Consider the following 22,678-nt stretch of genomic DNA (forward strand, 5'->3'; position numbering starts at 1 on the left):
ACCAAAACTACTAAGCTTTAAAAAGCTCTTGAATAGTTGGGATTATAGTTGGATCTTCAAGAGTAGATATATCTTGAGTCACTTCCTCATTTTTAGCAATAGTTCTAAGAAGTCTTCTCATAATTTTACCACTTCTTGTTTTTGGTAGGCCTGGAACTATCAAAATCTCATCAACTTTTGCAATTGCACCAATATCTTTTACAACTACTTTATTAATCTCTTTTTGTAATTCTTCACTTCCCATATCACCTTTAGCAACAATATAAGCAAATACACTTTCACCTTTTATATCATGTGGTTTTCCAACAACTGCAACTTCAGCAACTCCTTCAACATGAGCAACTACTGCTTCAATCTCTGCAGTTCCTAACCTGTGTCCAGAAACATTGATAACATCATCTGTACGACCTGTAATTATGATATATCCATCATCATCATACATTGCACCATCACCAGAGAAATAAACAGGTTTTCCATCTTTTTTACAGTCACCAAAATATGATTTTACAAATCTTTCATCATCTCCCCATATAGTTCTTATCATTGAAGGCCAAGGCTTAGTGATACATAAAAATCCTTTTTCACCTTTTGGAGTTGGATTTCCTTCTTCATCTATGATTTCAGCCATTATACCAGGTAGTGGGAAGGTTGCGCTTCCAGGTTTGATTGGAGTTGCACCAGGAAGTGGTGAAATCATATGTCCTCCAGTTTCAGTTTGCCACCAAGTATCAACAATTGAGCATTTTCCTCCACCTATCTCATTATAATACCACATCCAAGCATCAGGATTAATTGGCTCTCCAACAGTTCCAAGTACTTTTAAGCTACTAAGGTCATATTTACCAGGCTCATCAGCTCCTACTTTATGAAGTAATCTGATAGCTGTTGGTGCAGTATAGAATTGGTTAATTCTTAACTCTTCAATCATTTTCCACCATCTACCAGCATCAGGATAAGTTGGAACTCCTTCATACATAACTGTTGTTGCACCCATAGCTAGTGGACCATAAACTATATAGGTATGTCCTGTAATCCAACCAACATCAGCCGTACACCAGAATGTATCATTTTCTTTTACATCAAATACATGTTCCATTGTATATTGTGCCCAAAGGATGTATCCAGCACTACTATGTTGAACACCTTTAGGTTTTCCTGTACTTCCTGAAGTATAAAGTAAGAAAAGAGGATCTTCTGCATCCATAGGCTCAGGGTCACAGTGTTGAGATTCATTCATAATCATATCATTATATATAAAATCTCTACCTTCAACATAATCTACATCTTCAAAGTTTCTTTGAACAACTAAAACTTTTTCACAGCAATCACAACCTTCTTCAAGAGCTTTATCAACAGTTGGTTTAAGTAAATATGGAGTTCCTCTTCTAAACGCACCATCTGCAGTGATTACTAGTTTTGCCTTTGCATCTATAATTCTATCTCTTAAAGCTTCAGCTGAGAATCCACCAAAAACAACTGAATGAATTGCACCAATTTTTGCACATGCTAGCATTGCAAAAGCAGCTTCAGGAATCATTGGCATATATAATACTACTCTATCACCTTTTTTAATACCAAACTGATTTTTTAAAAGGTTAGCCATTCTATTTACTCTATAGTATAAAAGAAGATATGGGATTATCCTTCTTGAGCCATCTTCTCCTTCCCATATGATAGCAGCCTTATTTTTTCTAGTTTTTAAATGTCTTCCAATACACTGATGTGTAACATTTAACTTACCACCAACAAACCACTTATAAAATGGTGCATTACTTTCATCTAAGACTTTATCATAAGGTTCAAACCACTCAATTTTCTCTTTTGCTAACTTGTCCCAATAACCTTCAAAATCTTCCTCAGCTTGTAAGCGCAACTCTTTGTACTCACATATATTCTTAATTCTAGCATTTTTGCTAAACTCTCTGTTTGGTTCAAAAACTTGTGACATATATCCTTCCTTTCATTTGATTTTTTATTTTTAATTTTTTTATTATTCCATACCGATACCAGTTTGGCTCCTTATAAATTGCTCATCATAAGCTTCCATTTCTTTTTTTGCATCTTCACTACTATCAGTAATTGAAAAAAACCAAATACCTAAAAAAGCAATTGAAACAGAAAAAAGAGCTGGATACTTATATGGAAAAATTGCGGCATCTGGATCATTATTTATGATTTCTCCCCAAACAATAGGGCCTAAAATTACTAATAAAACAGCACTTACTAAGCCTATAGAACCGCCAATAACAGCGCCCCTTGTAGTAAGTTTTTTCCAATACATAGAAAGAAAAAGTATTGGAAAGTTTGCACTAGCAGCAATCGCAAATGCAAGACCTACCATAAAAGCAATATTTTGATCTTCAAATGTAATTCCTAAGACGATTGCCAAAATTCCTAATGAAATAGTTGCAATTTTAGATACTTTAATTTCTTTTATTTCATCCACTTCGCCTTTAGAAAAAACATTACTATATAAATCATGACTAATAGCACTAGCACCAGCTAAAGTTAAACCAGAAACAACAGCCAAAATAGTGGCAAAAGCAACTGCTGAAATAAAACCTAAAAATATATCTCCACCAACAGCATGGCTTAAATGTATTGCAGCCATATTGTTCCCACCAATTAAATTTTTACCTAAAGAATCCAAATATAATGGATCATTTGAAATTAAAACAATTGCACCAAAGCCTATTATAAATGTCAATATATAAAAATATCCTATAAATCCAGTTGCATAAAAAACTGACTTTCTTGCTTCTTTTGCATTACTTACAGTAAAAAATCTCATAAGTATATGAGGTAAACCAGCAGTACCGAACATCAAAGCTATTCCTAAACTAATAGCACTTATTGGATCACTTATCAAGCCGCCTGGTTTCATAATTGCATCTGTACCCTTTGCTTTTACTGCATTTTCAAATAATGTTTCAAAATTAAATCCCATATTGTACATTATCATAAAGGCCAAAAATGAAGCTCCAAATAGTAACAGTATCGCTTTTACAATTTGAACCCAAGTTGTTGCCAACATTCCTCCAAAAGTTACTAAAACAATGATCATAACACCAACTAAAATAACAGCAAATTCATAAGGAAGTCCAAATAAAATCTGAATCAATTTACCAGAGCCTACCATTTGAGCTATTAAGTACAAAAGGACTGTTGCAATTGAACCAAATGCAGCTAGCGTTCTAATAGGTTTTTGTCTTAATCTATATGATGCAACATCTGCAAAAGTATATTTACCTAAATTTCTTAACTGCTCTGCTATTAAAAATAAAATTATTGGCCAACCAACTAAAAAACCGATTGAGTAAATCAAACCATCAAAACCTCTTAAATAAACAAGTCCAGAGATTCCTAAAAAAGATGCAGCTGACATATAATCACCTGCAATCGCTAAGCCATTTTGAAATCCGCTTATACCACCCCCAGCAGTATAGAAATCCTTTGCTGTTCTTGTTCTTCTTGCAGCCCATAAAGTTATAAGTAAAGTTGCTAGAACAAAAATAAAAAACATTATAATTGCGGTAATATTCAAATCTCTTTGTCCATTTACTCTCAAAGATTCACTAGCAATAAGAAAATTTAAAAAAAATGATAATAATATTAAAATTTTCATCCATCAAGCCTAACATCTTCTTTGATTAAATCAGTTAATTTATCAAATTCATTATTTGCTTTTTGTATATATATTTTTGTTGATACTACACACAATAATATTATAAAAAGTCCAAAAGGAATACCTACAGTAGTTACACCACTTCCAATTGTTGTTGAAAATAGCTCAGGCCAAAAAGCAATAATCATTATAAAAGTAAAATAAAAACCCAATATTAAAAAAGATAATCTCAAAGCAAAACTACTTCTTTTATCTACTAATTCTTTAAATTTTGGATGTCTTTTTACTTGTTGATAAATCTCTTTTTGAATCAAAAATTTCTCCTTAATAATTTTTATTTTAATATACAAGCATAGCATTAACATAGCAAATAGTTAAATTTGTGTCTATTTTACACACTTTATTCTATCTATGAGAAAATTTGTAGCATTTTAGTGTGAAAAATATTTATCTATCTTATAACCTACTCCTTTTACATTAACAATAAAATCCTCTTTTAGTGATTTTCTAAATCTGCTTATCTCAGCTCTAATAGTAGCATTATCAACTGGTTCTAAGTTCCAAACATAACTTCTAAATTTTTCAAAATCAACTACTATACCAATGTTTTCACAAAGAAGTGTTAAAATTTGTAACTGTCTTTTAGTCAAAGTTTGTGGATTATTATTAAAAAATAGTAAATTTTCATCTTTTGAAAAATAGTATCGTTTACTCAATAACATATGAGAAGTACTTTTTATTTCTTGTTCTTTTTTAATTCTATCTATCCTTATCCCAAGTTCTTTTAAGTGAAATGGCTTTTTAATATAATCGCATGCCCCTAAATCAAAAGCTTTAGAAATATCTTCTATGTCTATATTTGCACTTATAAATATAGTAGGACTTGAAATTTCAAGCTTATTTAACTCCTCAACCAATTTTAAACCACTTATTTTTGGTACATTTATATCAAGTACCAATAAATCAAAATTTTCTTCCTTTAAAGCTTCAAAAGCGACCTGCCCATCACTAAAACCTATAACTTGGTGATTTAGTGCTTCTAGATATTCTTCAATTGAAGTTCTTAACATAAGCTCATCTTCTAAAAGTAAAATTTTCATTCGCTTATCCTTCTGCTACATTCAAAAATGTATCTAAATATTGTTTTATTGTTTTTAGAACTCACATCTATTCCTATACTGTTTTTTTGACATATTTCATATACAATATTAAGCCCCAATCCAAATCCTCCTCTTGCTATATCTTCTCTATAATACCTATCAAATAACTTTTCAACAGATTCTATTTCATTTCCAATATTTTCTATTTCAAACACTGTGCAACTTTCATTGTTGTAGAGTCTTACGATAATTTCTTCATTACTAAAACTGTATTTGATGGCATTAGATATATTATTATCGCACAATCTTTGCAGTTCAAATTCATTTAAAAGAATAAAAATATCATCTTCTAACTCGCTTTTTATTCTTAAATTATTTCCTATAGCAACATCTTCGAAATAAGCAATTCTATCAGCAACAAATTTTGTAAAGTTGACCATATCAACACTACTATCAACTTTATCTTTCTTAACTATGAAACTAAGATCTCCATATATATTTTCTAGAACTTTTACTGCAGCTTCGATTTTAGTAAGGTATTTGTTTTTATCAAATTTTAAATTATATAAATCTATATTCATCATGATAATTGAAAGTGGAGTATTGATCTCATGAATTGCATTTTTCAAAAATTTATCTTGTTCTTTTAATAATTCTTTTGTATAAGCAACTGATTTTTCTAATTTTTTTGTTTTTTCATTAACCAATAATTCTAGGTTTTGATTTAAATCTTCTAATGCCTTTTTCTTCTCTTTTATTTTTAGTATCATATAGTTTACTTGTGCTGTTATCTCTCTAAATTCTTTAAATTTTATCTTATTTCTATTGATTGGAGTATAATCTTTTGAAGTGTTTTTTAGAGATTCAACAATAAACCTTATCTCCTTAGATATCTTATCAGTTATATATCTATATTTTAGAATACTTGCAAGATATAAAAAGAGTGTTAAAGTGATAATTTTCAAGATAAAACTTGTAATTTTATTCCTGTATTGTTCTTTTTTTTGTTCTAAAACTCTATCTATCTGGTCTATATTTACCCCACTACCTATAACCCAATTGATATTTTTCATATATTTTGTGTAAGCAATGCTGTTTACTTTTTTGTATGTTTTAAATGTAATAAAAGATCCACTTTCTTTACTTTCTTTTAGAAAATTATTTATATTTTTGTTTGAGTGTGAGATGCTTTCATATATTTTTCGACCATCTTTTGTATAGATAAATAAATATGAACTGCCTTTATCATCAACTAATATTGCTATCTCTTTAGCAATAATATTTTCTAATTTTGATAAATCTTTATCACTATACTCTTCTAATCTATAATTTACTAGTCTTTCAATCCTTAAAACTTCATTTACAATCTTTCTTTTTTGATTTTGCAAAAAATCTTTTTCTGTATTTTCAATTTCACTTTTAAATTCAATAAATTCATTAAAAATGATAATAAAAGCAGATGTAAATGCAAAAATTCCAGCAAAAATTATAGCAATAACATTTATTTGATTTATACTTTGTTTATTTTCTTTTTTGAACATGGAACAATTATATCAAATTAGGTATAATTAAATATTAAAAGTAAATGAGGGGTTAAAGTTGAACATAAGAATTCCAGCAGAATGGGAAGAACAAGAATCAATTTTGGTAGTATTTCCAACAACACATAAAGATTGGCAACACTCTATCAAAGAAATTCAAAAAAGTTATGTAAATTTTATAAATGCTATAAGAAAATATCAAAAATGTATAATCATTTGTGACGAACCTAAAATTTTAGATAAATACTTTAATGATTTTAAAAATATACAAATTGTAAATATATCAACAAATGATACATGGATTAGAGATTTTGGTGCTATAGATTTTTTTGAAGATGACAAAATAAAATCATATAATTTTATTTTTAATGCTTGGGGAGATAAATTCACATCAAACTTAGATAACGAATTTAATAAAAAATTTTCTACAACAGAGCTTGTTGATATAGATTTTATTCTTGAAGGTGGAAGTATTGATTCAAATGGCAATGGAGTCATGCTAACAACTTCAAGATGTATTTTCAATAAAAATAGAAATGCCCACTTATCAAAAGAAGAAATTATAAATAAAATCAAATCTTTATTTGGACTAAATGGGCTAATAATCTTAAACCATGGAGCCTTAGTAGGTGATGATACTGACTCTCACATTGATACACTAGCAAGATTTATAGATAAAGATACCATTGCTTATGTAAAATGTTATGATAAGAATGACAAACATTATGAAGAATTAAATCTTATGGAAGACGAATTAAAAAAGACAAGATATAATCTAGTAGCAATTCCTCTTCCTAAAGCTCATTATTTTAATGACCACAGAATACCAGCTACATATTTAAACTTTGTCTTTATAAATAATGCATTAATTTTGCCAACATATAACGATGAGATAAACGATAAAATAGCATATGACATATTAAGTAAATATTTCCAAAATAAAAAAATAATTTGTGTTGATGCCTCAATATTTATAAGAGAACATGGAAGTTTACATTGTGCAAGTATGAACAAATATAAAAATGTTACAAATCTAAACAAGAAGTAGATTTTTAGTTATATTTTGTAACAATAAAGTTTTTTTAATTAAATAAAATATAAAATAAAATCGTAACCAACATTAACATGAGGGTAAAACGTAACAACAGCAAGCAACCTCCTCACGTTTTATCCTCTTACCTTTCTTTTTGCTTTTTTAATGTATAATTCAAAAAAATAAATAATATAGGTATGAACAATGACTTTACAAAAAAAAGCAACTGTAATTTCAAGTGCAACAGCAACTCTTTTAATTATAATTAAATTAGCCATAGGAATTTTAAGTGGTTCAGTAGCAGTGCTAGCAAGTGCAATAGATTCTGTCTTGGATTTGATAGTTTCAGCATTTAACTATTTTGCTATCAATAAATCAGAACAACCAGCAAATGAAACTTTTAACTATGGCAAAGGTAAGATTGAAGCACTTGCAGCTGTAATAGAAGGTACTGTTATTACAGTAAGTGGTATTTTTATATTTTATCAAGCAATTAAAAAAGCGTATGTCGGAGATACAACACACTATCTTGATATGTCTATTTTAGTTATGCTAATTTCTCTTGTCATAACAATAGCTCTAGTTATGTTTTTAAACTATGTAGCAAAAAAAACAAATAATATGGTTATAAAATCTGATGCACTTCACTACAAAACAGATGTATTAAGCAATGGTGCTATTTTAATCTCATTAGTTTTAGTATATATAACTAATTTAGATATAATCGATGCAATTATGGGTGTTGCAATTTCAATTTATATTATTTACTCTGCATATGAAATTATAAAAGAGGGGGTATATATACTTTTAGATGCTGCATTAGAAGATGAAATAGTGGATGAAATTAAAAATATAATAGATTCTGAAGATAAGATAAGTAGTTATCACTATCTTAAAACAAGAAAATCAGGAAATACAAACTTTGTTGATGTTCATTTAGTATTTAACGAAGGAATTTCTCTTTTAAAAGCTCATAGCATAGGAGATAAGATAGAAGATAAAATCATGAAAATAAATCCAGAAGCAGAGTGGGTAATCAATGCTCACTTAGACCCATACGATGATTCGGTTATGAATGACATTGAGGGGAAAAATTAGTTTTTCCCCACTACTTTAAAACAAAATTATTAAATCAACAACTTAGTTACATGTAGCCCAATAAACGCCATCACCCAAGCAACAGTGGTTGTAAAAATAAACAAATACACTAAATATTTATAACTTCCAGCCTCTTTTGCAAATACAATTGATGCTGCAAAACAAGGCAGATATATCATCACAAAAATGATAAATGCAACTGCAACTGGTAATTCTATATTATTTTTAATAGCATTTAATAAACTATCATCAGCTTCAGTTGCCTCATCTCCTAGCGAATATAATACTCCAAGAGTTGAAACTACAACTTCTTTAGCAGCTAGTCCACTCTCTAGTGCAACGCTTAATCTCCAATCAAATCCAAGAGGAGCAAAAAAAGGCTGAGTTGCTTTTCCAATAGTACCTAAATAACTATTTTCTAATCTCTCTTTATTTAACTCATTTGTAAGTCTAGTTTTTTCTTCTTCATTTGTTATTTGTTCTATCTTTGTCTTATAAATCGATTCCAGCTCAGGCTGCTTTGGATAATTTACAGCAAACCAAACAAACACACTTGCTGCTAAAATAAATGTTCCAGCCTTTTTCAAGTACATCAAAGATTTTGTTATAACAGTGTGCCAAATTAGCTTAAATGATGGCAATCTATATTTTGGCATCTCCATAACAAATGGCTCATCCTTGCCTTTAAAAACAAGAATTTTTAAAACTTTTGCAAAAACAAGTCCTAGCAATGCCCCTGATAAATATATAGCAAAAAGAACACTACCTGCATTTTCTTTACCAAAAAAAGCTCCGGCAAATAAAACGTAAATTGGAAGCCTTGCTCCACAACTCATAAAACCAATTATAAACAGGGTAATGAGTCTGTCTTTGTCATTTTTTAAAGTTCTAGCAGCCATGTAAGCAGGAACTGAACATCCAAAGCCAGTCACTAAAGGTATAAAACTTTTTCCGTGCAATCCGAATTTATGGAAAAAACCATCTAACAAAAAAGATACCCTACTCATATATCCTGTAGTTTCTAAAAGAGCCAAACCTAAAAAAAGTATCATAATATTTGGTAAAAACAAAACTACCGCACCAACACCGCTAATAGCACCATCAGCTATGAGTGAGCCAATTTGACCATCTCCAAAAATTGTTCTTGCATAATCACTCAGTGAAACAAAAAAAGCATCTATCCAATCCATAGGAATTGAACCTAGTTCAAAAGTCAATTGAAAAAGACCCCACATAAAAAATAGAAAAATTGGAATTCCAAATATCTTATGTAAAAGGATTGAATCTATTTGCTGAGTTAAATTTTTCTTTTCTTTTTCTTTTTGGAAGCTTACAGTTTCCATAACTGCACCTTTTGCAAAAGATGCTCTTTCCTCAGTAAAAATCTCATCTAAATCTTTTGTGTCATAGTGAACATAAAGATGATTTAACGCCTCTCTTATGATTGGTAAAAGTTCAATCCAAATAGGCTCATCGTGTAACTGTTTGTATGTTTGTTTATCTTCACTTAAAAGTTTTATTGCTAAATCTCTATAATCATTGCTTTTATAGTTTTTTTCCTTTAAAAAATTTACTATATTTTCAATCTCTTCTTCAACAGTATCACTAAAAACCAACTTTGAGCCCTCATACTCAAAATGGCTCATATCAACAACTCTATTTATGAGTTTTCCAATTCCTCTTTTTGTTGCTGCTGAAACTTTTATACAAGGAACTCCTAAGATATTTCCAAGTTGATCTTCATCTATACAAATACCCTCTTTTTTAGCTTCATCCATCATATTTAAAGCTACAATCATCTTTTTATTTAAACTTAAAAGCTGCGTTGTTAGAAATAGATTTCTCTCTAAATTAGTAGCATCTACAACATTGATAATCATATCATAATCTTCATTTTCTAAAAACTGTTTAGTAACTCTTTCGTCTTGAGTATAATCATTTAGTGAGTAAGTCCCAGGAAGATCAACTATACGAATAGAGTACCCATGAAAATCAAAACTAACTTCTGCTTTTTCAACTGTTACTCCAGAAAAATTACCAACTCTAAGTTTTGAATTAGAAATTGAATTTATTAGCATACTTTTACCAACATTTGGTTGGCCTACAAGCGCTATTGTTAATTTTTTCATACTTTTTCTACCTCTATCTCTTTTGCCTCTTCATATCTAAGAGCAATAAGAGATGTTCCAACTTCAACTTCTACGACACTTTTTTTGATACCAAAAGTTTTTACTGATATTTCTGAATTTTTTCTAAGCCCCAAAGAAGCCAACCTTCTTTTTAATTCTCCATCTGCTTTTATCTTCAATACAACTGCTTTTTCGTTCTCTTTCAAATCTGCAAGAGTTAACATATACAACCATCCTAAATTCATTTATTTTATTTTTGATAATAATTATTGAAATTATAATTCTTTTTTTATTAAACACTCATTAAACATAAAAAGAGTATTATAATCCTATTATACTTTCTACTGCATAAAGCAAGAGGATTAACTATGTTAAAAATAGCTTTAATACAACATTCGTTTAAAGGTTCAAAAGAAAAGACTGTAAATCAAACGGTTCAAATGATAAAAGAGGCGAAACAAAACAATGCAAAATTAGTACTTCTTCAAGAGTTACATCAAGATAGGTACTTTTGCATAAATGAAGATGTAGATAATTTTGATAAAGCAAATAATTTCGAAGATGATATAAAGTTTTGGGCAAATGTTGCTAAAGAAAATGAGGTAGTTTTAGTAACTTCTTTATTTGAAAAAAGAACAGCAGGCTTGTACCATAATACTGCTGTTGTATTTGAAAGTGATGGAAGTATAGCTGGAAAATATAGAAAAATGCATATACCAGATGACCCTGGATTTTATGAAAAATTTTACTTTACCCCTGGTGATTTAGGCTATGAGCCAATACAAACAAGTGTTGGAAAGCTTGGTGTTCTTATTTGCTGGGATCAATGGTATCCTGAAGCTGCAAGATTAATGGCTCTAAAAGGAGCAGAAATTTTGATTTATCCAACTGCTATTGGGTGGTTTGATGAAGATAACGAAGATGAAAAACAAAGACAATTAGAGGCTTGGATAACTGTTCAAAGAGGACATGCTGTTGCAAATGGACTTCCTGTAGTTGCAATTAATAGAGTAGGAAAAGAGTTAGACAACCACAAAGTACTTGATGGCATAAGATTTTGGGGAAACTCTTTTGTAGTTGGCTCTCAAGGTGAATTTTTAGCTCAAGCTAGCAGTGATAAAGAAGAAATTATCTATTGTGATATAGATTTTCAAAGAAGTGAAGAAGTTAGGAGGATATGGCCATTTTTAAGAGATAGACGAATCGATAGTTACAACAATATAACTAAAAGGTTTATTAACTGACCTTATGCACTATATATAATTATTGACTAAAGTACCACATCAAAGCAAACATTAAACCTGAAGTTTTTGCTATATTTTCATTTAGCATAAACTTCATCACTTCATCTTTTTTTATGTAAATCACTTCTATGGCTTCATTATCAATTCCACCACCATCACTAATTTTCATACTATCATCTAAACAAGCAAAATAGAGTGTTTGCCTACCTCCAGCAAAACCAACTGCTGTATAAAAAGATGTTATTTTTTCTATCTTATCCAGTGGAACATTGTAGCCAGTTTCTTCAACTATCTCTTCATAAGCTATCTCTTTTAAACTCTTATCTTTATCTACAAGTCCAGCACACAATTCATAAGTAAAACCATCACCATTTTTCAAATAAATTGAGGGTCTAAATTGCCTTACAAATACAAATGAATCTTTGTCTTTATGGTACAGTAATATTGCAACGCTATCATGTGCATCTACTACATCCCACCTCTTTTCTACACCATCTTGCTTATAAAACATACTTTTTGGTTTAACATACTTTGAATCTGTACAATTTTCTAAACCAATAAACTCTATATCATTTATATCCATTTCAAACCTATTTCATTAATACTAAACTTGCTAAACCTAAAAAACTTAAAAATCCAATTACATCAGTTGCTGTAGTTAATATAACTGTACTTCCTACTGCTGGGTCGATTCCAAATCTCTTTAAACCTAAAGGCACCAAACTTCCAACCAAACCAGCACTTAAAAGATTTATTATCATTGAAGCTGCTATAACGATACCAATTTTAGTATCATTAAACCAAAAATAAGCGATTAATCCTATCAAAACTGCAAAAATAAGTCCATTTACCAAAGAAATAATAACTTCTTTTTTAATAGCAGTTTTAAAGTTCTGTTCATCAATCTCTCCTATAGCAAGCTGTCTTACCATAATCGTAAGTGATTGAGTTCCTGCATTTCCGCCCATAGAAGCTACTATTGGCATAAGAACTGCAAGAGCTACGTATGAACTTAAAACTCCTTCAAACATACCAATTACCACTGAAGCAAGAATTGCTGTTAAAAGATTTACAAAAAGCCAAGTTACTCTTGATTTACCAGCTTCAACCAAGCTATCCTCATGTTCTGCTTCATCATCAACACCAGCTAAGTTATAAATCTGTTCTGTTGCTCTTTCTTGGATAATGTCGTGAATATCATCGGCTGTAATTCTTCCTAAAAGTTTTCCATGATAATCAACAATTGGAAGTGAACTTAAATCATAATCTTCAAAAAGTTCAATTACTTCAGAAATATCTTCATCATCATGAACATATCTAGCTTTAAATTCTTCTTCTCTACCATTTAATTCTTCATCAAAAGTTTTATTAAAATCAAAAGTAATCAAATCTTCAAGAGAAATTGAATACATCAATCTATCTAGTTTACCTAAGATATATACTTGATGAACATTCTCTAGCTCACCCTCAATTTTCAATTTTTTTAGTCTATCAATAGCATCTATAATTTTTTCATTATAATAAGCTGTGAAGACCTCTGTTTGCATATATGCACCAGCTTGATCATCATCATAGCGAATAAGTTTTTTAATATCTTCTTGGTCTTCTTCATCTAAATTTGAAAGTAATTCTTGAGCCTTTTGTTCATCTATCTCTTCAATATCTTGAATCAAATCAGCAGCGTCATCACTTTCAAGGTCTTCGATGGCATCACTAAGTTGAATTGAAGGGATGTTTTCTAAAATAGATTTTAAATAATATTCTGGAAATTCAAGAACAATATCACCCAAAATATCACTAGGAAATCTTTTGAGTAGTTCAAAAAACAGCTCTTCATCACTATTTTTTATGTTTTTTAAATATTTTGCTAACTCTGAAGCTGATATTTCTTGATCAATTGTATCATCAAGATAGGATTCAATAATCTCTACATACTCTTTTATTTCTTTATTTATTGGCATATATCAACCTAGTTTTTTATTTCCTCATTATGCTTTTCTAAACTTACTATATATTTAAAATTTTTCTCTTTTACAGGATTTGAAACTTCATTTAATGCTAATTCTATCTCTTTTTTATATTTTTCTATATATGTAAAAAACTCTTTTTTCTTTTTACCTGTTAATTTGCTTTTAGTTACTTTTACAACACTATTTGGATTTATTGCTCTATTGTTTTTATACAATCCAAAATGAAGATGTGGACCTGTACTAATTCCTGTACTTCCAACATAACCAATTACTTGACCTTTTTTAACCCATTTACCCCTTCTAGCATTTTTATTAAAAGCTCTCATATGTGCATAAAGTGTCTTGTAGCCATTATCATGACGGATAATCACAGTATTTCCATAGCCGCCTTTTCTTCCTCTAAAAATAATTTTACCATTTCCAGCTGCTTTTATAGGAGTTCCAGGATTTGCAGCATAATCAATCCCTAAATGAGCACGATATCTTTTTAAAACTGGGTGCCATCTTTTATATGTAAATCTAGAAGATATTCTTTTGTAATTAACAGGCTTTGCTAAGAAAAAACCCTCTACCTCTTTTCCTGTATCATCATAATATCTTCCCTTATTGTATCTAAAAACATAATTTTTTCTTCCTCTAACTTCAACCATTGCAGCTTCTATCTTTGGAGCATCAAATTGTTTTCCAAGTCTAATTCTCTTTTTATAAAAGATTACAACTTTATCACCTTTTCTTAGTCTTTTAAAATTTACACTACTTTTAAATGCTTGGATAAATTCATGCGCTAAGAGATAATTGCCTGTTTGGTCAATTATATCTTGATATGGTGAAGTTGTTATCTCTATGGTTACATGCTTATCAATTTCTTCAAAAACTATTGGAGTTGTTGTTAGTTTATAGCCATCTTTTTCTTTTATAAGATGTAGCTGTAACTCTTCGCCTATTGGGATTAAAACTTGCTCCAATTTACCATTGTCGTCTTTTAACATTTGAAATTTAACATCAGACATAATTTCTGTTGCTAATTCTTGGTCTTCTTTATCTAAATCATAATATATGCTAAGAGGCAATTTATTTTTTTCTAAAAAAGTTAAAAAAGTTTCACCCTTTGCCCAATTATCTTCTACTAAAGTAGAAGCACCTAATGTTAATGTCATAAAAAAAACAGCTAAAAGCACTCTAAGCATACTCATAATTCCTTTAAATTAATACCAGATAAATTTTACCTAAACAATTCTTACAAGCACTTAATGGTTATATAAAAACTGTTATTGTATAATCTTCTCAATTTAAAGCAAAAGGAGTTCCATTGCGTAAGTTATTGGCTTTAGTTGGTACATTTTTCATATTAAGTAGTTTAAATGCTGCTTCATTATTTGAAGAATTTAACACCAAAATTTTAGATTTAAACGGTAGATTTGCTACAGTTGAAAATAGTGACAATATTGTAGTTGGCTCATCAGGAATAGTTCTGCACTCATTTAAAGATGGCTCATCTACAATCGTAGCACGTGCAGAAGTTGTAAAAAAAGACAACGATAAAGCAACTATAAAATTTGAAGTATTCAAATACTTAGCACAAGATGCTTTTCCAAAACCAGGGATTTTACCACAAGTCGGTGATCAAGTTAAGCTAAATTATTTGTACAATAGATCTTTAATAGTAGCTCCAAACTATAATGTTTACAAAGAAGTTACAGAGCATTTTAAAGATATCCAATGGGTTCATCCAGATATTTTTGGAGCATACCTAGCAAAAGAGTACAGACCAAACCCAGATAGAGAAATCTTTCAAAAAGTTTGTAGTTTAAATTCAACTGGTTTAGTATTTTTTGCACTTGAGAGAAATGCTTATTTTGTAGATTGTAACAATTTTAAAGTATTAAAAACACTAAAAGGTGGACATATAAAAACTGCCCAAGCACCATTTTATACTAGAGTAAAAGGGATTGAGACTAGCTGGATAAAATGGAGTGGATCTTACATAAATGATTATAATTCATACTATAGAAATCTATTGAGAAATTAAGATGATCGATAAAAAGCATATAAAGCATTTTGAAAATATTTTAGGCAAAGAAAATGTTTATAGCGATAAAGCTCACCTAATAGCTTATGCCTATGATGCTACAAGAAACAGATATGAGCCTGATCTTGTACTTTTTCCAAGAGATGAAAAAGACGTAAGTGATATTTTAAAGTATTGCAATGACAATAAAATCATAATTACTCCAAGAGGTGCTGGCAGTGGATTCACTGGAGGTGCACTTCCTAGTCAAGGTGGAGTAATCCTAGCTTATGAAAAACATATGAATAAAATCTTGGAAATTGACTTGGAAAATATGGTTGCAGTTGTTCAACCTGGTGTTATTAACATGGATTTACAAAAAGCCGTTGAAGAAGTAGGTCTTTTTTATCCTCCTGATCCTGCAAGTGAGCATTACTCTACAATTGGTGGGAATGTTAGTGAAAATGCAGGAGGTATGAGAGCTGCAAAATATGGTATAACAAAAGATTATGTTATGGCTTTAAGAGTTGTTATACCAAATGGTGAAGTAATCAGAGCAGGCAAAAAAACCATAAAAGATGTAGCTGGTTATAACATAGCTGGTATCATCATAGCAAGTGAGGGAACTCTAGGGTGCATTACTGAGATAACTTTAAAGCTCATTGCTAAACCAAAACTTTCAAAAAGTATGATGGGAATTTTTCCTACTGTTAATGATGCTATGAATGCTGTTTATAAATCAATGGCAGCTGGTGTTACTCCTGTTGCCATGGAGTTTTTAGATAATCTCTCAATAAGAGCAGTCGAGCAAAAATTTCACAAAGGCTTACCAGTTGATGCTGGAGCAATCCTAATCTCAACAATTGATGGTAATTTAGAGATTGAACTTGAAAATCAACAAAAAATACTAGAAGACAAATTTAAAGAAAATGGATGTATCGAGTTTAGAGTTGCAAAAGATGCTAAAGAAGCAGAAGATTTATGGTTTGCAAGAAAAAATGCAAGCCAAAGTATAACTATTTATGGAAGCAAAAAACTAAACGAAGATATAACTGTTCCAAGAAACAAACTACCAGCACTTCTTGAAGAGATAAACAATATTGCTAAAAAATATGATGTAAAAGTTCCATGTTTTGGTCATACTGGAGATGGAAATGTACATACAAATGTTATGGTTGATGGAAGTGATGAAAAACAATTAGAAATTGGACATCAAGCAATTGAAGAGATTTTTAAAGCTACTGTAAAACTAGGTGGTACTTTAAGTGGAGAACATGGGATTGGCCTTAGTAAAGCTCCTTTTATGCATCTAGCATTTAGCGAAGGCGAAATGGAATTATTTCGCTCAATAAAAAAAGCATTTGATCCAAACAATATACTCAATCCTCACAAAATGGGACTATAAAAATGATAAAAAAAGATGAAGTCATAGAGATATTAAAAAGGACAAAAGATCCCTCAATTGCTCATTATGCTTCATCTTTGAGTTTTCATACAATCCTTTCTCTGATTCCTATTTTACTTATTTCATTTAGTATTTTTACTAAAATGCCAAGTTTTAAAGAGCATTATGAGAAGATTCAACATTTTATCTTTAATTCATTAATGCCAGCACAACAAGAAAGCATTGCTTCATATCTAAATAAATTCATGGAAAATACTGGCTCAATGGGCTCAACTGGACTTATATTTGTTCTTTATGTATCTATCATGTTTTTTTTGGATTATGAAAAAATCATAAGTAAGATTTTTGAAACAAACAAAAGATCACTTTGGCAATCAATCACAACTTATTGGACGATGCTTACTATGATGCCCCTAGGCCTTGCAATCTCATTTTATCTATCATCCTTGATAAATGGATTTTTATCTTCAAATCAATATACAAACTCTATAAATATACTACCGATTTTGCCTTATCTAATCATTTGGTTTTTGTTTTTTATCATGTATATGATTTCAGCAAATAAAACACTGAGTAAAAAAAGTACTCTAATTTCATCTTTTTTTACTTCTCTTATATGGTATATTTCAAAAACTCTTTTTGTATATTATGTGGCATATAACAAAACTTATCTTAGTATTTATGGCTCTTTTAGTATTTTGATGTTCTTTTTTATATGGGTTTATTTCTCTTGGCTGATTTATCTTTTTGGAGCAAAGTTTACCTTTGTCTTAGATGAGTATATACAAAGAGACAAAAGGCAAGATTAAAGCTAGATTTTTATACTTTATAGAAAGCATTGAAAGAGCTACAAAAACAACTAAAAACCAAGTAGGAGTTATAACAGAAAAACTTTCTACATGTAAAGATAAAAAATCCAAAATATAACTATCAAAAACTCCTCCAAAACTAGCTAAATGTAAAGCTAAAGCAAGTGGATAAAAAACTACAAAAAATATACTAATAAAAGGCGATATAAATTGATAGTAAGAAAAAACATCAAATACATAATGAACTATTGGAATCATACAAAAATAAACCCAAAAATTTAAAATTACAAATTGCCAAACTTTTGGGGTCTCACTAAAATGCTGTAAAAATAAAAATATGTAAAATACCCCACAAATAGAAAACCAAAAAGCAATAGAAAATAAAAGCTTTGGAAAAAGTATCAAAATGATACTTGCACTCATAAACAAAGTTGAAAAAGAGATGATTTTTATATTTTTAATCAACACAAAATACGCCATCAAACTCATAACAAAAGCTCTTAAAACTGATGGAGTAAAATCTAGAAAATATCCGTAAATTCCAAGTAAAATCAAAACTAAAAAACTAATATCAACAAATCTATTTCTATATGGGAAGAATCTGTCTTGAAAAAAAGTATAAAATGGCTTGATTATAAAAAATAAAATTGCACCAATTAAGCCAAAATGAAAACCACTAATTGCAACCAAATGAGAAATACCCCACGTTGAAATCTTATCTCGAAGCTCTTTACTCATAGGATTTGCTAAAAATAAAGCTGAGTAAAGCTCTGTCATAATTTCATTTTCATGTTGTTTGTCTATAAAATCAACAGCTAGATTTTTAGAGTAACTTTTTTCTACATGTAAAGATTTTAAAGGAGCATAAAAACCTTTTAGATATTTTACAAAGTCTATATTTTTAGTATAAAAAACAACTTCTACTTTATCCAACCTCTTTACATGTAAAGGCTTGAAATTAATAGCATTGAAAGTAAAATTACCATTTTTTAGTTTTATTATTTGGTAAATTTTGCCTTTTTTTGAAATTTTTTCATAACTGTTAAGTACTTTAAATGTATCTTTATAAATAGAATAAGTATCAACTTTTTTAAACTTTACATACTCATAGCCAATGGAGATACAAAATAAAAAAACAGCCACTAAAGAAGCAAAAAAAATCTCTTTTTTACTTACAAATAGTGGCACTTTTTTCATTACATATTTGGCATTTCTATTTTTGCTTCTTTTGCAGGTATACTTGAATCATCATAAACAATTTCAACAGGAACACCGTGCCCTAGTGCATCAACAAATCTAGTGCATGATTTTTGAAAGATTAGATTAGCAACCCCAATAGGTCCATTTCTGTTTTTACCGATAATAAGTTCAGCTCTTTCTTCAGGCTTTTCAAAAAAGTTACTTTTGTACTCTTTTCCCTCTTGTCTCGCTTTTTGCTCTTTTTCTTTTTCTTCTCTCATCCTATAAACATCATCACGATAAACAAACATAATGACATCTGCATCTTGCTCGATTGAGCCTGACTCTCTTAAATCACTCATCATAGGTCTTTTATCGCTTCTACTCTCTAAGCTTCTATTTAACTGAGAAAGTGCGATTATAGGTATATTTAGCTCTCTTGCAAGTAGCTTTAAACCTCTTGATATATCACTAACTTCTAAATGTCTATCTTTATTTCCGCCACTACTCATAAGTTGTAGATAATCAATAATAGCAAGTGAAATTTCAGGATGTTGTGATTTTAGTTTTCTTAATTTTGAGCGAACTGTGTGAATGTTGACATTTCCATTGTCATCTACAAAAAACTTTTTATTACTCATCTCATCAGCTGCACTGTTTAAACGACTCCACTCATCATCACTCATATCACCAATTTTAAGCTTTTGAAGAGGTATAGAAGTTTTTGCACTAAGCATCCTCAGCATCAACTGTTCAGCTGGCATCTCAAGTGAAAATATAGCAACACCTTTATTATCATCAAGCGCTTTTTGTGCTAGATTTAGTGTAAAAGCTGTATTATGAGTTACTGTCATGTCTTCTAACAAAAATAAACTATTGCCATCTATCTCAAACCCATAATAATCATCAACTTTATCAAATTCTACCTTGATACCAGTTTGATTCCAACTTCTTTTTACCATCCAAGGTGCAGCTTTTTTTCGCTCTATTTTTACAGGAATTTTATCTACATCACCAAAAATTCTTACCCTATAAACATTACATGTAAAATCAATCTCTTTTATAGATGCTTTTTTCTTTTTAATTGAAGTTCTAAAACCCAAAGAATCTGCTAAAAATTTTATCTGTTTTGCAAGTTTTTTATCTTTTTGAGTTATCTCATAACCATTGCATTGCTTATCATAATGCCCATCACTATCAATCAATCCAGCTAAAAGTTCAAGTCTATTTTTAGTTGAATTTATAAGATATTTTCTAGGAATGTGTTTATTATCTATCAAGCCCAATTTTCTCAAATCAGCTTGAAGTGAATATGTTTTTTTATTGATTTTTTTGCCATTTGTTATGGCATACATAGGACATTTGCCATCATCTTTAGATTTGATAAGTTTTAAATCCAATTTTTTTGCATAATCTTTTAAGTATTTAATGACTTCTTTATCTTTATTTGCAATCCTAATATCAGATTTTCTTCCATCACCCAACCACAAACCTACAAAATAAGGCTCGATTGTTAAAGGCTCTTCTTTAAATTTAACAGCTACTTTGTAGCCCTTATAATTACTTTTAAATTTTTTTGATTTAGTCAAATACTCTTTTACAGAGATATTTAAAACATCTTCATGTTTGTGTTTTCCTTCATTTCTGCTTCTTTTTAGAGACAGTATATGAGATTCATTAACACGATAATCTATACCTTTATTTTGTCTTACCCAATACATCTTTTCTCTACCTCTTGCTATGGATAAAACATTTCTAGCAGTTGAATCATCTCCCATCAGCTTATCTCCAACTTTGATATCTTCGACTTTTTTCAAACTGCCATCATACATTAAAACTTTTGTACCTTTTGCTAGGCATTTTCCCATCGCTGGCCTTGCAGCCACTATGATGAGATCTCCTTCTCCAAATCCTGTTGTTAGTCTATTTAGTTCACTAAATCCAGTATCTAGTCCTACAACTCCTGAATTTCCTCTTTTTTTCATCTCCAAAATATGCTCGATAGTTGAGCTAGTCATCTCAGGAGATTCACGAAACTCTTTTGAGTTACTGTCACTTGTGATTTGATATAGCTTTTGCTGAACCAAATCTACAACTTCACTAGAAGGCAAATCTTTATCAACTGCTACTTCTTTTATATCTCCAGTTAATTTTACTAAATCTCTTTTTATAGATTTTTCTCTTATCTCTTCAACATAAGCTTTAATTGAAGGAAGGGGGTTTGTTGAGAGTATCTCAAGCATAGCATCTTCATCAAATCTATCTTTTTGATTCAGTTTTTTCTTTACAAACTCTTCATCTATCGGTAAATCTTCTCTTTCGCACTCTTCCATAGCCTCAAATATATGAGCATGAGCTGGAAGGTAAAAATCTCTTGGCTTAAGCTCAGTTGCTACATCTTCAAAAGTAGCTGGATTAAAAAGAATCGAGCTTAGAACTGATCTTTCGATATTGATATTGTAAAGATTATTTATACTCATCTGCTGCCTTTTTAACTTCTAGCATAAATCTATCTACCAATTCTTCCTCTTTTAGCTTAGCAACAACTTCACCCTTTACCATCACTAAGCCCTGCCCTTTTCCATAAGCTATGGCAACATCAGCGTGTTTTGCCTCACCTATGGCATTTACAACACAGCCCATAACGGAGATATTAAGTGGTGCTTTTATGTCTTTTACTCTTTCTTCAATCTCAGATATTGCTTTAACTAAGTCAGCTTCAATCCTTCCACAAGTAGGACAAGAGATTATATTAACCCCATTTTTAGCAACACCGCTATCTTTTAAAATTGCACGTGCAACGTTTACCTCTTCTTCAAGCTCTCCAGTCATTGATACTCTCATAGTATCTCCTATGCCTTTTAGCAAAAGTGATCCTAAAGCGATAGAAGATTTTATAGTAGAGTGAAACCTAGTTCCAGCTTCAGTAACTCCTAAATGAAATGGATGATTTGTAAGAGGTCTTAAACTCTCATAAGCCGCAACCGTTCGCTCAACATCACTAGCTTTTAAAGATACTTTGATATCGCTAAATCCCAAATCTTCAAGATATTTTATATTATAAAGAGCAGATTCAACCATACCTTTTGCAGTTGCACCATATTTGATGTCAAACTCTTTTTCCAAACTTCCAGAGTTTACTCCGATTCTAATTGGTATGTTTCTTTCACTACAGGCTTTTACAACCTCTTTTACTCTTTGTTTATCACCAATATTTCCAGGATTTATCCTGATACAATCAACAACTTCAGCAGCAATCAAGGCTAAGCGATAGTTAAAATGTATGTCAGCAACAAGTGGTAAAGAAATCTGTTTTTTTATCTCTTTTAGCGCATTTGCATCCTCATAATCAGGAACAGCAACCCTTACTATATCAGCTCCAGCAAAATGCAATCTTTTTATCTGCTCAACAGTAGCATTAACATCAGCCGTTTTAGAAAAAGTCATAGACTGCACACTAATAGGTGCATCACCACCAACTGCAACATCTCCAACATAAATTTTGTTTGTTTTATATCTTTTTATCATTTTATCTAC

Annotated in this window: 19 protein-coding genes; 6 read left to right on the top strand and 13 right to left on the bottom strand. The window is 30.2% G+C overall.

The genetic code is table 11. The annotated features are described in order from the left end of the window. Window positions 1-10 precede the first annotated feature (10 nt). The 5 genes from acs to ACKGJI_RS07275 all read right to left on the bottom strand — a co-directional run bounded on the left by acs (window position 11) and on the right by ACKGJI_RS07275 (window position 6,266). The gene (acs, locus tag ACKGJI_RS07255; protein ID WP_458699621.1) at window positions 11-1,948 is read right to left on the bottom strand and encodes an acetate--CoA ligase; all 1,938 of its coding nucleotides are present in this window, start codon (window positions 1,946-1,948) and stop codon (window positions 11-13) included. 42 nt (window positions 1,949-1,990) lie between these two features. Next, window positions 1,991-3,625, bottom strand: coding sequence for a cation acetate symporter (locus ACKGJI_RS07260; RefSeq protein WP_458699622.1), 1,635 nt, complete (start codon window positions 3,623-3,625; stop codon window positions 1,991-1,993). After that, window positions 3,622-3,939: a DUF485 domain-containing protein gene (locus ACKGJI_RS07265; protein WP_458699623.1), complete on the bottom strand. Its 318-nt coding sequence runs from the start codon at window positions 3,937-3,939 to the stop codon at window positions 3,622-3,624. Before ACKGJI_RS07265 ends, ACKGJI_RS07260 begins: the two co-directional genes overlap by 4 nt. A 117-nt stretch (window positions 3,940-4,056) precedes the next feature. Further along, a complete protein-coding gene (locus ACKGJI_RS07270) occupies window positions 4,057-4,725 on the bottom strand; it encodes a response regulator transcription factor (protein WP_458699624.1) in 669 nt (222 codons plus the stop codon). Beyond that, window positions 4,722-6,266 carry an ATP-binding protein gene (locus ACKGJI_RS07275; RefSeq protein ID WP_458699625.1) on the bottom strand — a complete coding sequence of 515 codons (1,545 nt, stop codon included), beginning with the start codon at window positions 6,264-6,266 and terminating at the stop codon, window positions 4,722-4,724. Before ACKGJI_RS07275 ends, ACKGJI_RS07270 begins: the two co-directional genes overlap by 4 nt. Window positions 6,267-6,324: 58 nt before the next feature. Here ACKGJI_RS07275 and ACKGJI_RS07280 point away from each other — a divergent pair, with 58 nt between their 5' ends. After that, window positions 6,325-7,314: an agmatine deiminase family protein gene (locus ACKGJI_RS07280; RefSeq protein WP_458699626.1), complete on the top strand. Its 990-nt coding sequence runs from the start codon at window positions 6,325-6,327 to the stop codon at window positions 7,312-7,314. A 189-nt stretch (window positions 7,315-7,503) separates the two neighbouring features. Then, on the top strand, window positions 7,504-8,397 hold the full coding sequence (locus ACKGJI_RS07285; RefSeq protein ID WP_458699627.1) for a cation diffusion facilitator family transporter: 894 nt from the start codon (window positions 7,504-7,506) through the stop codon (window positions 8,395-8,397). A gap of 29 nt (window positions 8,398-8,426) precedes the next feature. Here ACKGJI_RS07285 and feoB read toward each other — a convergent pair whose 3' ends face one another. Then, window positions 8,427-10,526 carry a ferrous iron transport protein B gene (gene feoB / locus ACKGJI_RS07290; RefSeq protein WP_458699628.1) on the bottom strand — a complete coding sequence of 700 codons (2,100 nt, stop codon included), beginning with the start codon at window positions 10,524-10,526 and terminating at the stop codon, window positions 8,427-8,429. Beyond that, on the bottom strand, window positions 10,523-10,750 hold the full coding sequence (locus tag ACKGJI_RS07295) for a FeoA family protein (protein ID WP_458699629.1): 228 nt from the start codon (window positions 10,748-10,750) through the stop codon (window positions 10,523-10,525). The genes feoB and ACKGJI_RS07295 overlap by 4 nt, the downstream gene beginning before the upstream one ends. Window positions 10,751-10,894: 144 nt before the next feature. Between ACKGJI_RS07295 and ACKGJI_RS07300 the strand changes: the two genes are divergently transcribed. Next, window positions 10,895-11,770: a carbon-nitrogen hydrolase gene (locus ACKGJI_RS07300; protein ID WP_458699630.1), complete on the top strand. Its 876-nt coding sequence runs from the start codon at window positions 10,895-10,897 to the stop codon at window positions 11,768-11,770. A gap of 19 nt (window positions 11,771-11,789) precedes the next feature. On the opposite strand, the gene ACKGJI_RS07305 is transcribed toward ACKGJI_RS07300, so the two are convergent. Genes ACKGJI_RS07305 through ACKGJI_RS07315 form a run of 3 tightly spaced genes read right to left on the bottom strand, consistent with a single transcriptional unit; the run spans window position 11,790 to window position 14,933 of the window. Next, window positions 11,790-12,353, bottom strand: coding sequence for an NUDIX domain-containing protein (locus tag ACKGJI_RS07305; protein ID WP_458699631.1), 564 nt, complete (start codon window positions 12,351-12,353; stop codon window positions 11,790-11,792). 7 nt (window positions 12,354-12,360) lie between these two features. After that, window positions 12,361-13,731, bottom strand: coding sequence for a magnesium transporter (mgtE, locus tag ACKGJI_RS07310; protein ID WP_458699632.1), 1,371 nt, complete (start codon window positions 13,729-13,731; stop codon window positions 12,361-12,363). An 8-nt stretch (window positions 13,732-13,739) separates the two neighbouring features. Further along, on the bottom strand, window positions 13,740-14,933 hold the full coding sequence (locus ACKGJI_RS07315; protein WP_458699633.1) for a peptidoglycan DD-metalloendopeptidase family protein: 1,194 nt from the start codon (window positions 14,931-14,933) through the stop codon (window positions 13,740-13,742). Between the two features lie 116 nt (window positions 14,934-15,049). Between ACKGJI_RS07315 and ACKGJI_RS07320 the strand changes: the two genes are divergently transcribed. The 3 genes from ACKGJI_RS07320 to ACKGJI_RS07330 are packed head-to-tail and all read left to right on the top strand — an operon-like array spanning window position 15,050 to window position 17,962. Further along, window positions 15,050-15,769 (top strand): plasminogen-binding N-terminal domain-containing protein, encoded by a 720-nt coding sequence (locus ACKGJI_RS07320; protein WP_458699634.1) that lies wholly within the window; start codon window positions 15,050-15,052, stop codon window positions 15,767-15,769. 1 nt (window position 15,770) lies between these two features. Continuing rightward, window positions 15,771-17,153 (top strand): glycolate oxidase subunit GlcD, encoded by a 1,383-nt coding sequence (gene glcD, locus ACKGJI_RS07325; RefSeq protein ID WP_458699635.1) that lies wholly within the window; start codon window positions 15,771-15,773, stop codon window positions 17,151-17,153. A gap of 2 nt (window positions 17,154-17,155) precedes the next feature. Continuing rightward, a complete protein-coding gene (locus ACKGJI_RS07330; RefSeq protein WP_458699636.1) occupies window positions 17,156-17,962 on the top strand; it encodes a YihY family inner membrane protein in 807 nt (268 codons plus the stop codon). Here the strand turns inward: ACKGJI_RS07330 and ACKGJI_RS07335 are convergent. The 3 genes from ACKGJI_RS07335 to ispG are packed head-to-tail and all read right to left on the bottom strand — an operon-like array spanning window position 17,924 to window position 22,669. Continuing rightward, on the bottom strand, window positions 17,924-19,159 hold the full coding sequence (locus ACKGJI_RS07335; RefSeq protein ID WP_458699637.1) for a ComEC/Rec2 family competence protein: 1,236 nt from the start codon (window positions 19,157-19,159) through the stop codon (window positions 17,924-17,926). The two genes, ACKGJI_RS07330 and ACKGJI_RS07335, sit on opposite strands and share 39 nt — an antisense overlap. Continuing rightward, window positions 19,159-21,621: a replicative DNA helicase gene (gene dnaB / locus ACKGJI_RS07340; protein ID WP_458699638.1), complete on the bottom strand. Its 2,463-nt coding sequence runs from the start codon at window positions 21,619-21,621 to the stop codon at window positions 19,159-19,161. The genes ACKGJI_RS07335 and dnaB overlap by 1 nt, the downstream gene beginning before the upstream one ends. Continuing rightward, on the bottom strand, window positions 21,608-22,669 hold the full coding sequence (ispG, locus tag ACKGJI_RS07345) for a flavodoxin-dependent (E)-4-hydroxy-3-methylbut-2-enyl-diphosphate synthase (protein ID WP_458699639.1): 1,062 nt from the start codon (window positions 22,667-22,669) through the stop codon (window positions 21,608-21,610). The genes dnaB and ispG overlap by 14 nt, the downstream gene beginning before the upstream one ends. Window positions 22,670-22,678: the final 9 nt, after the last annotated feature.

The sequence above is a fragment of the Sulfurospirillum sp. 1307 genome (assembly GCF_054408545.1).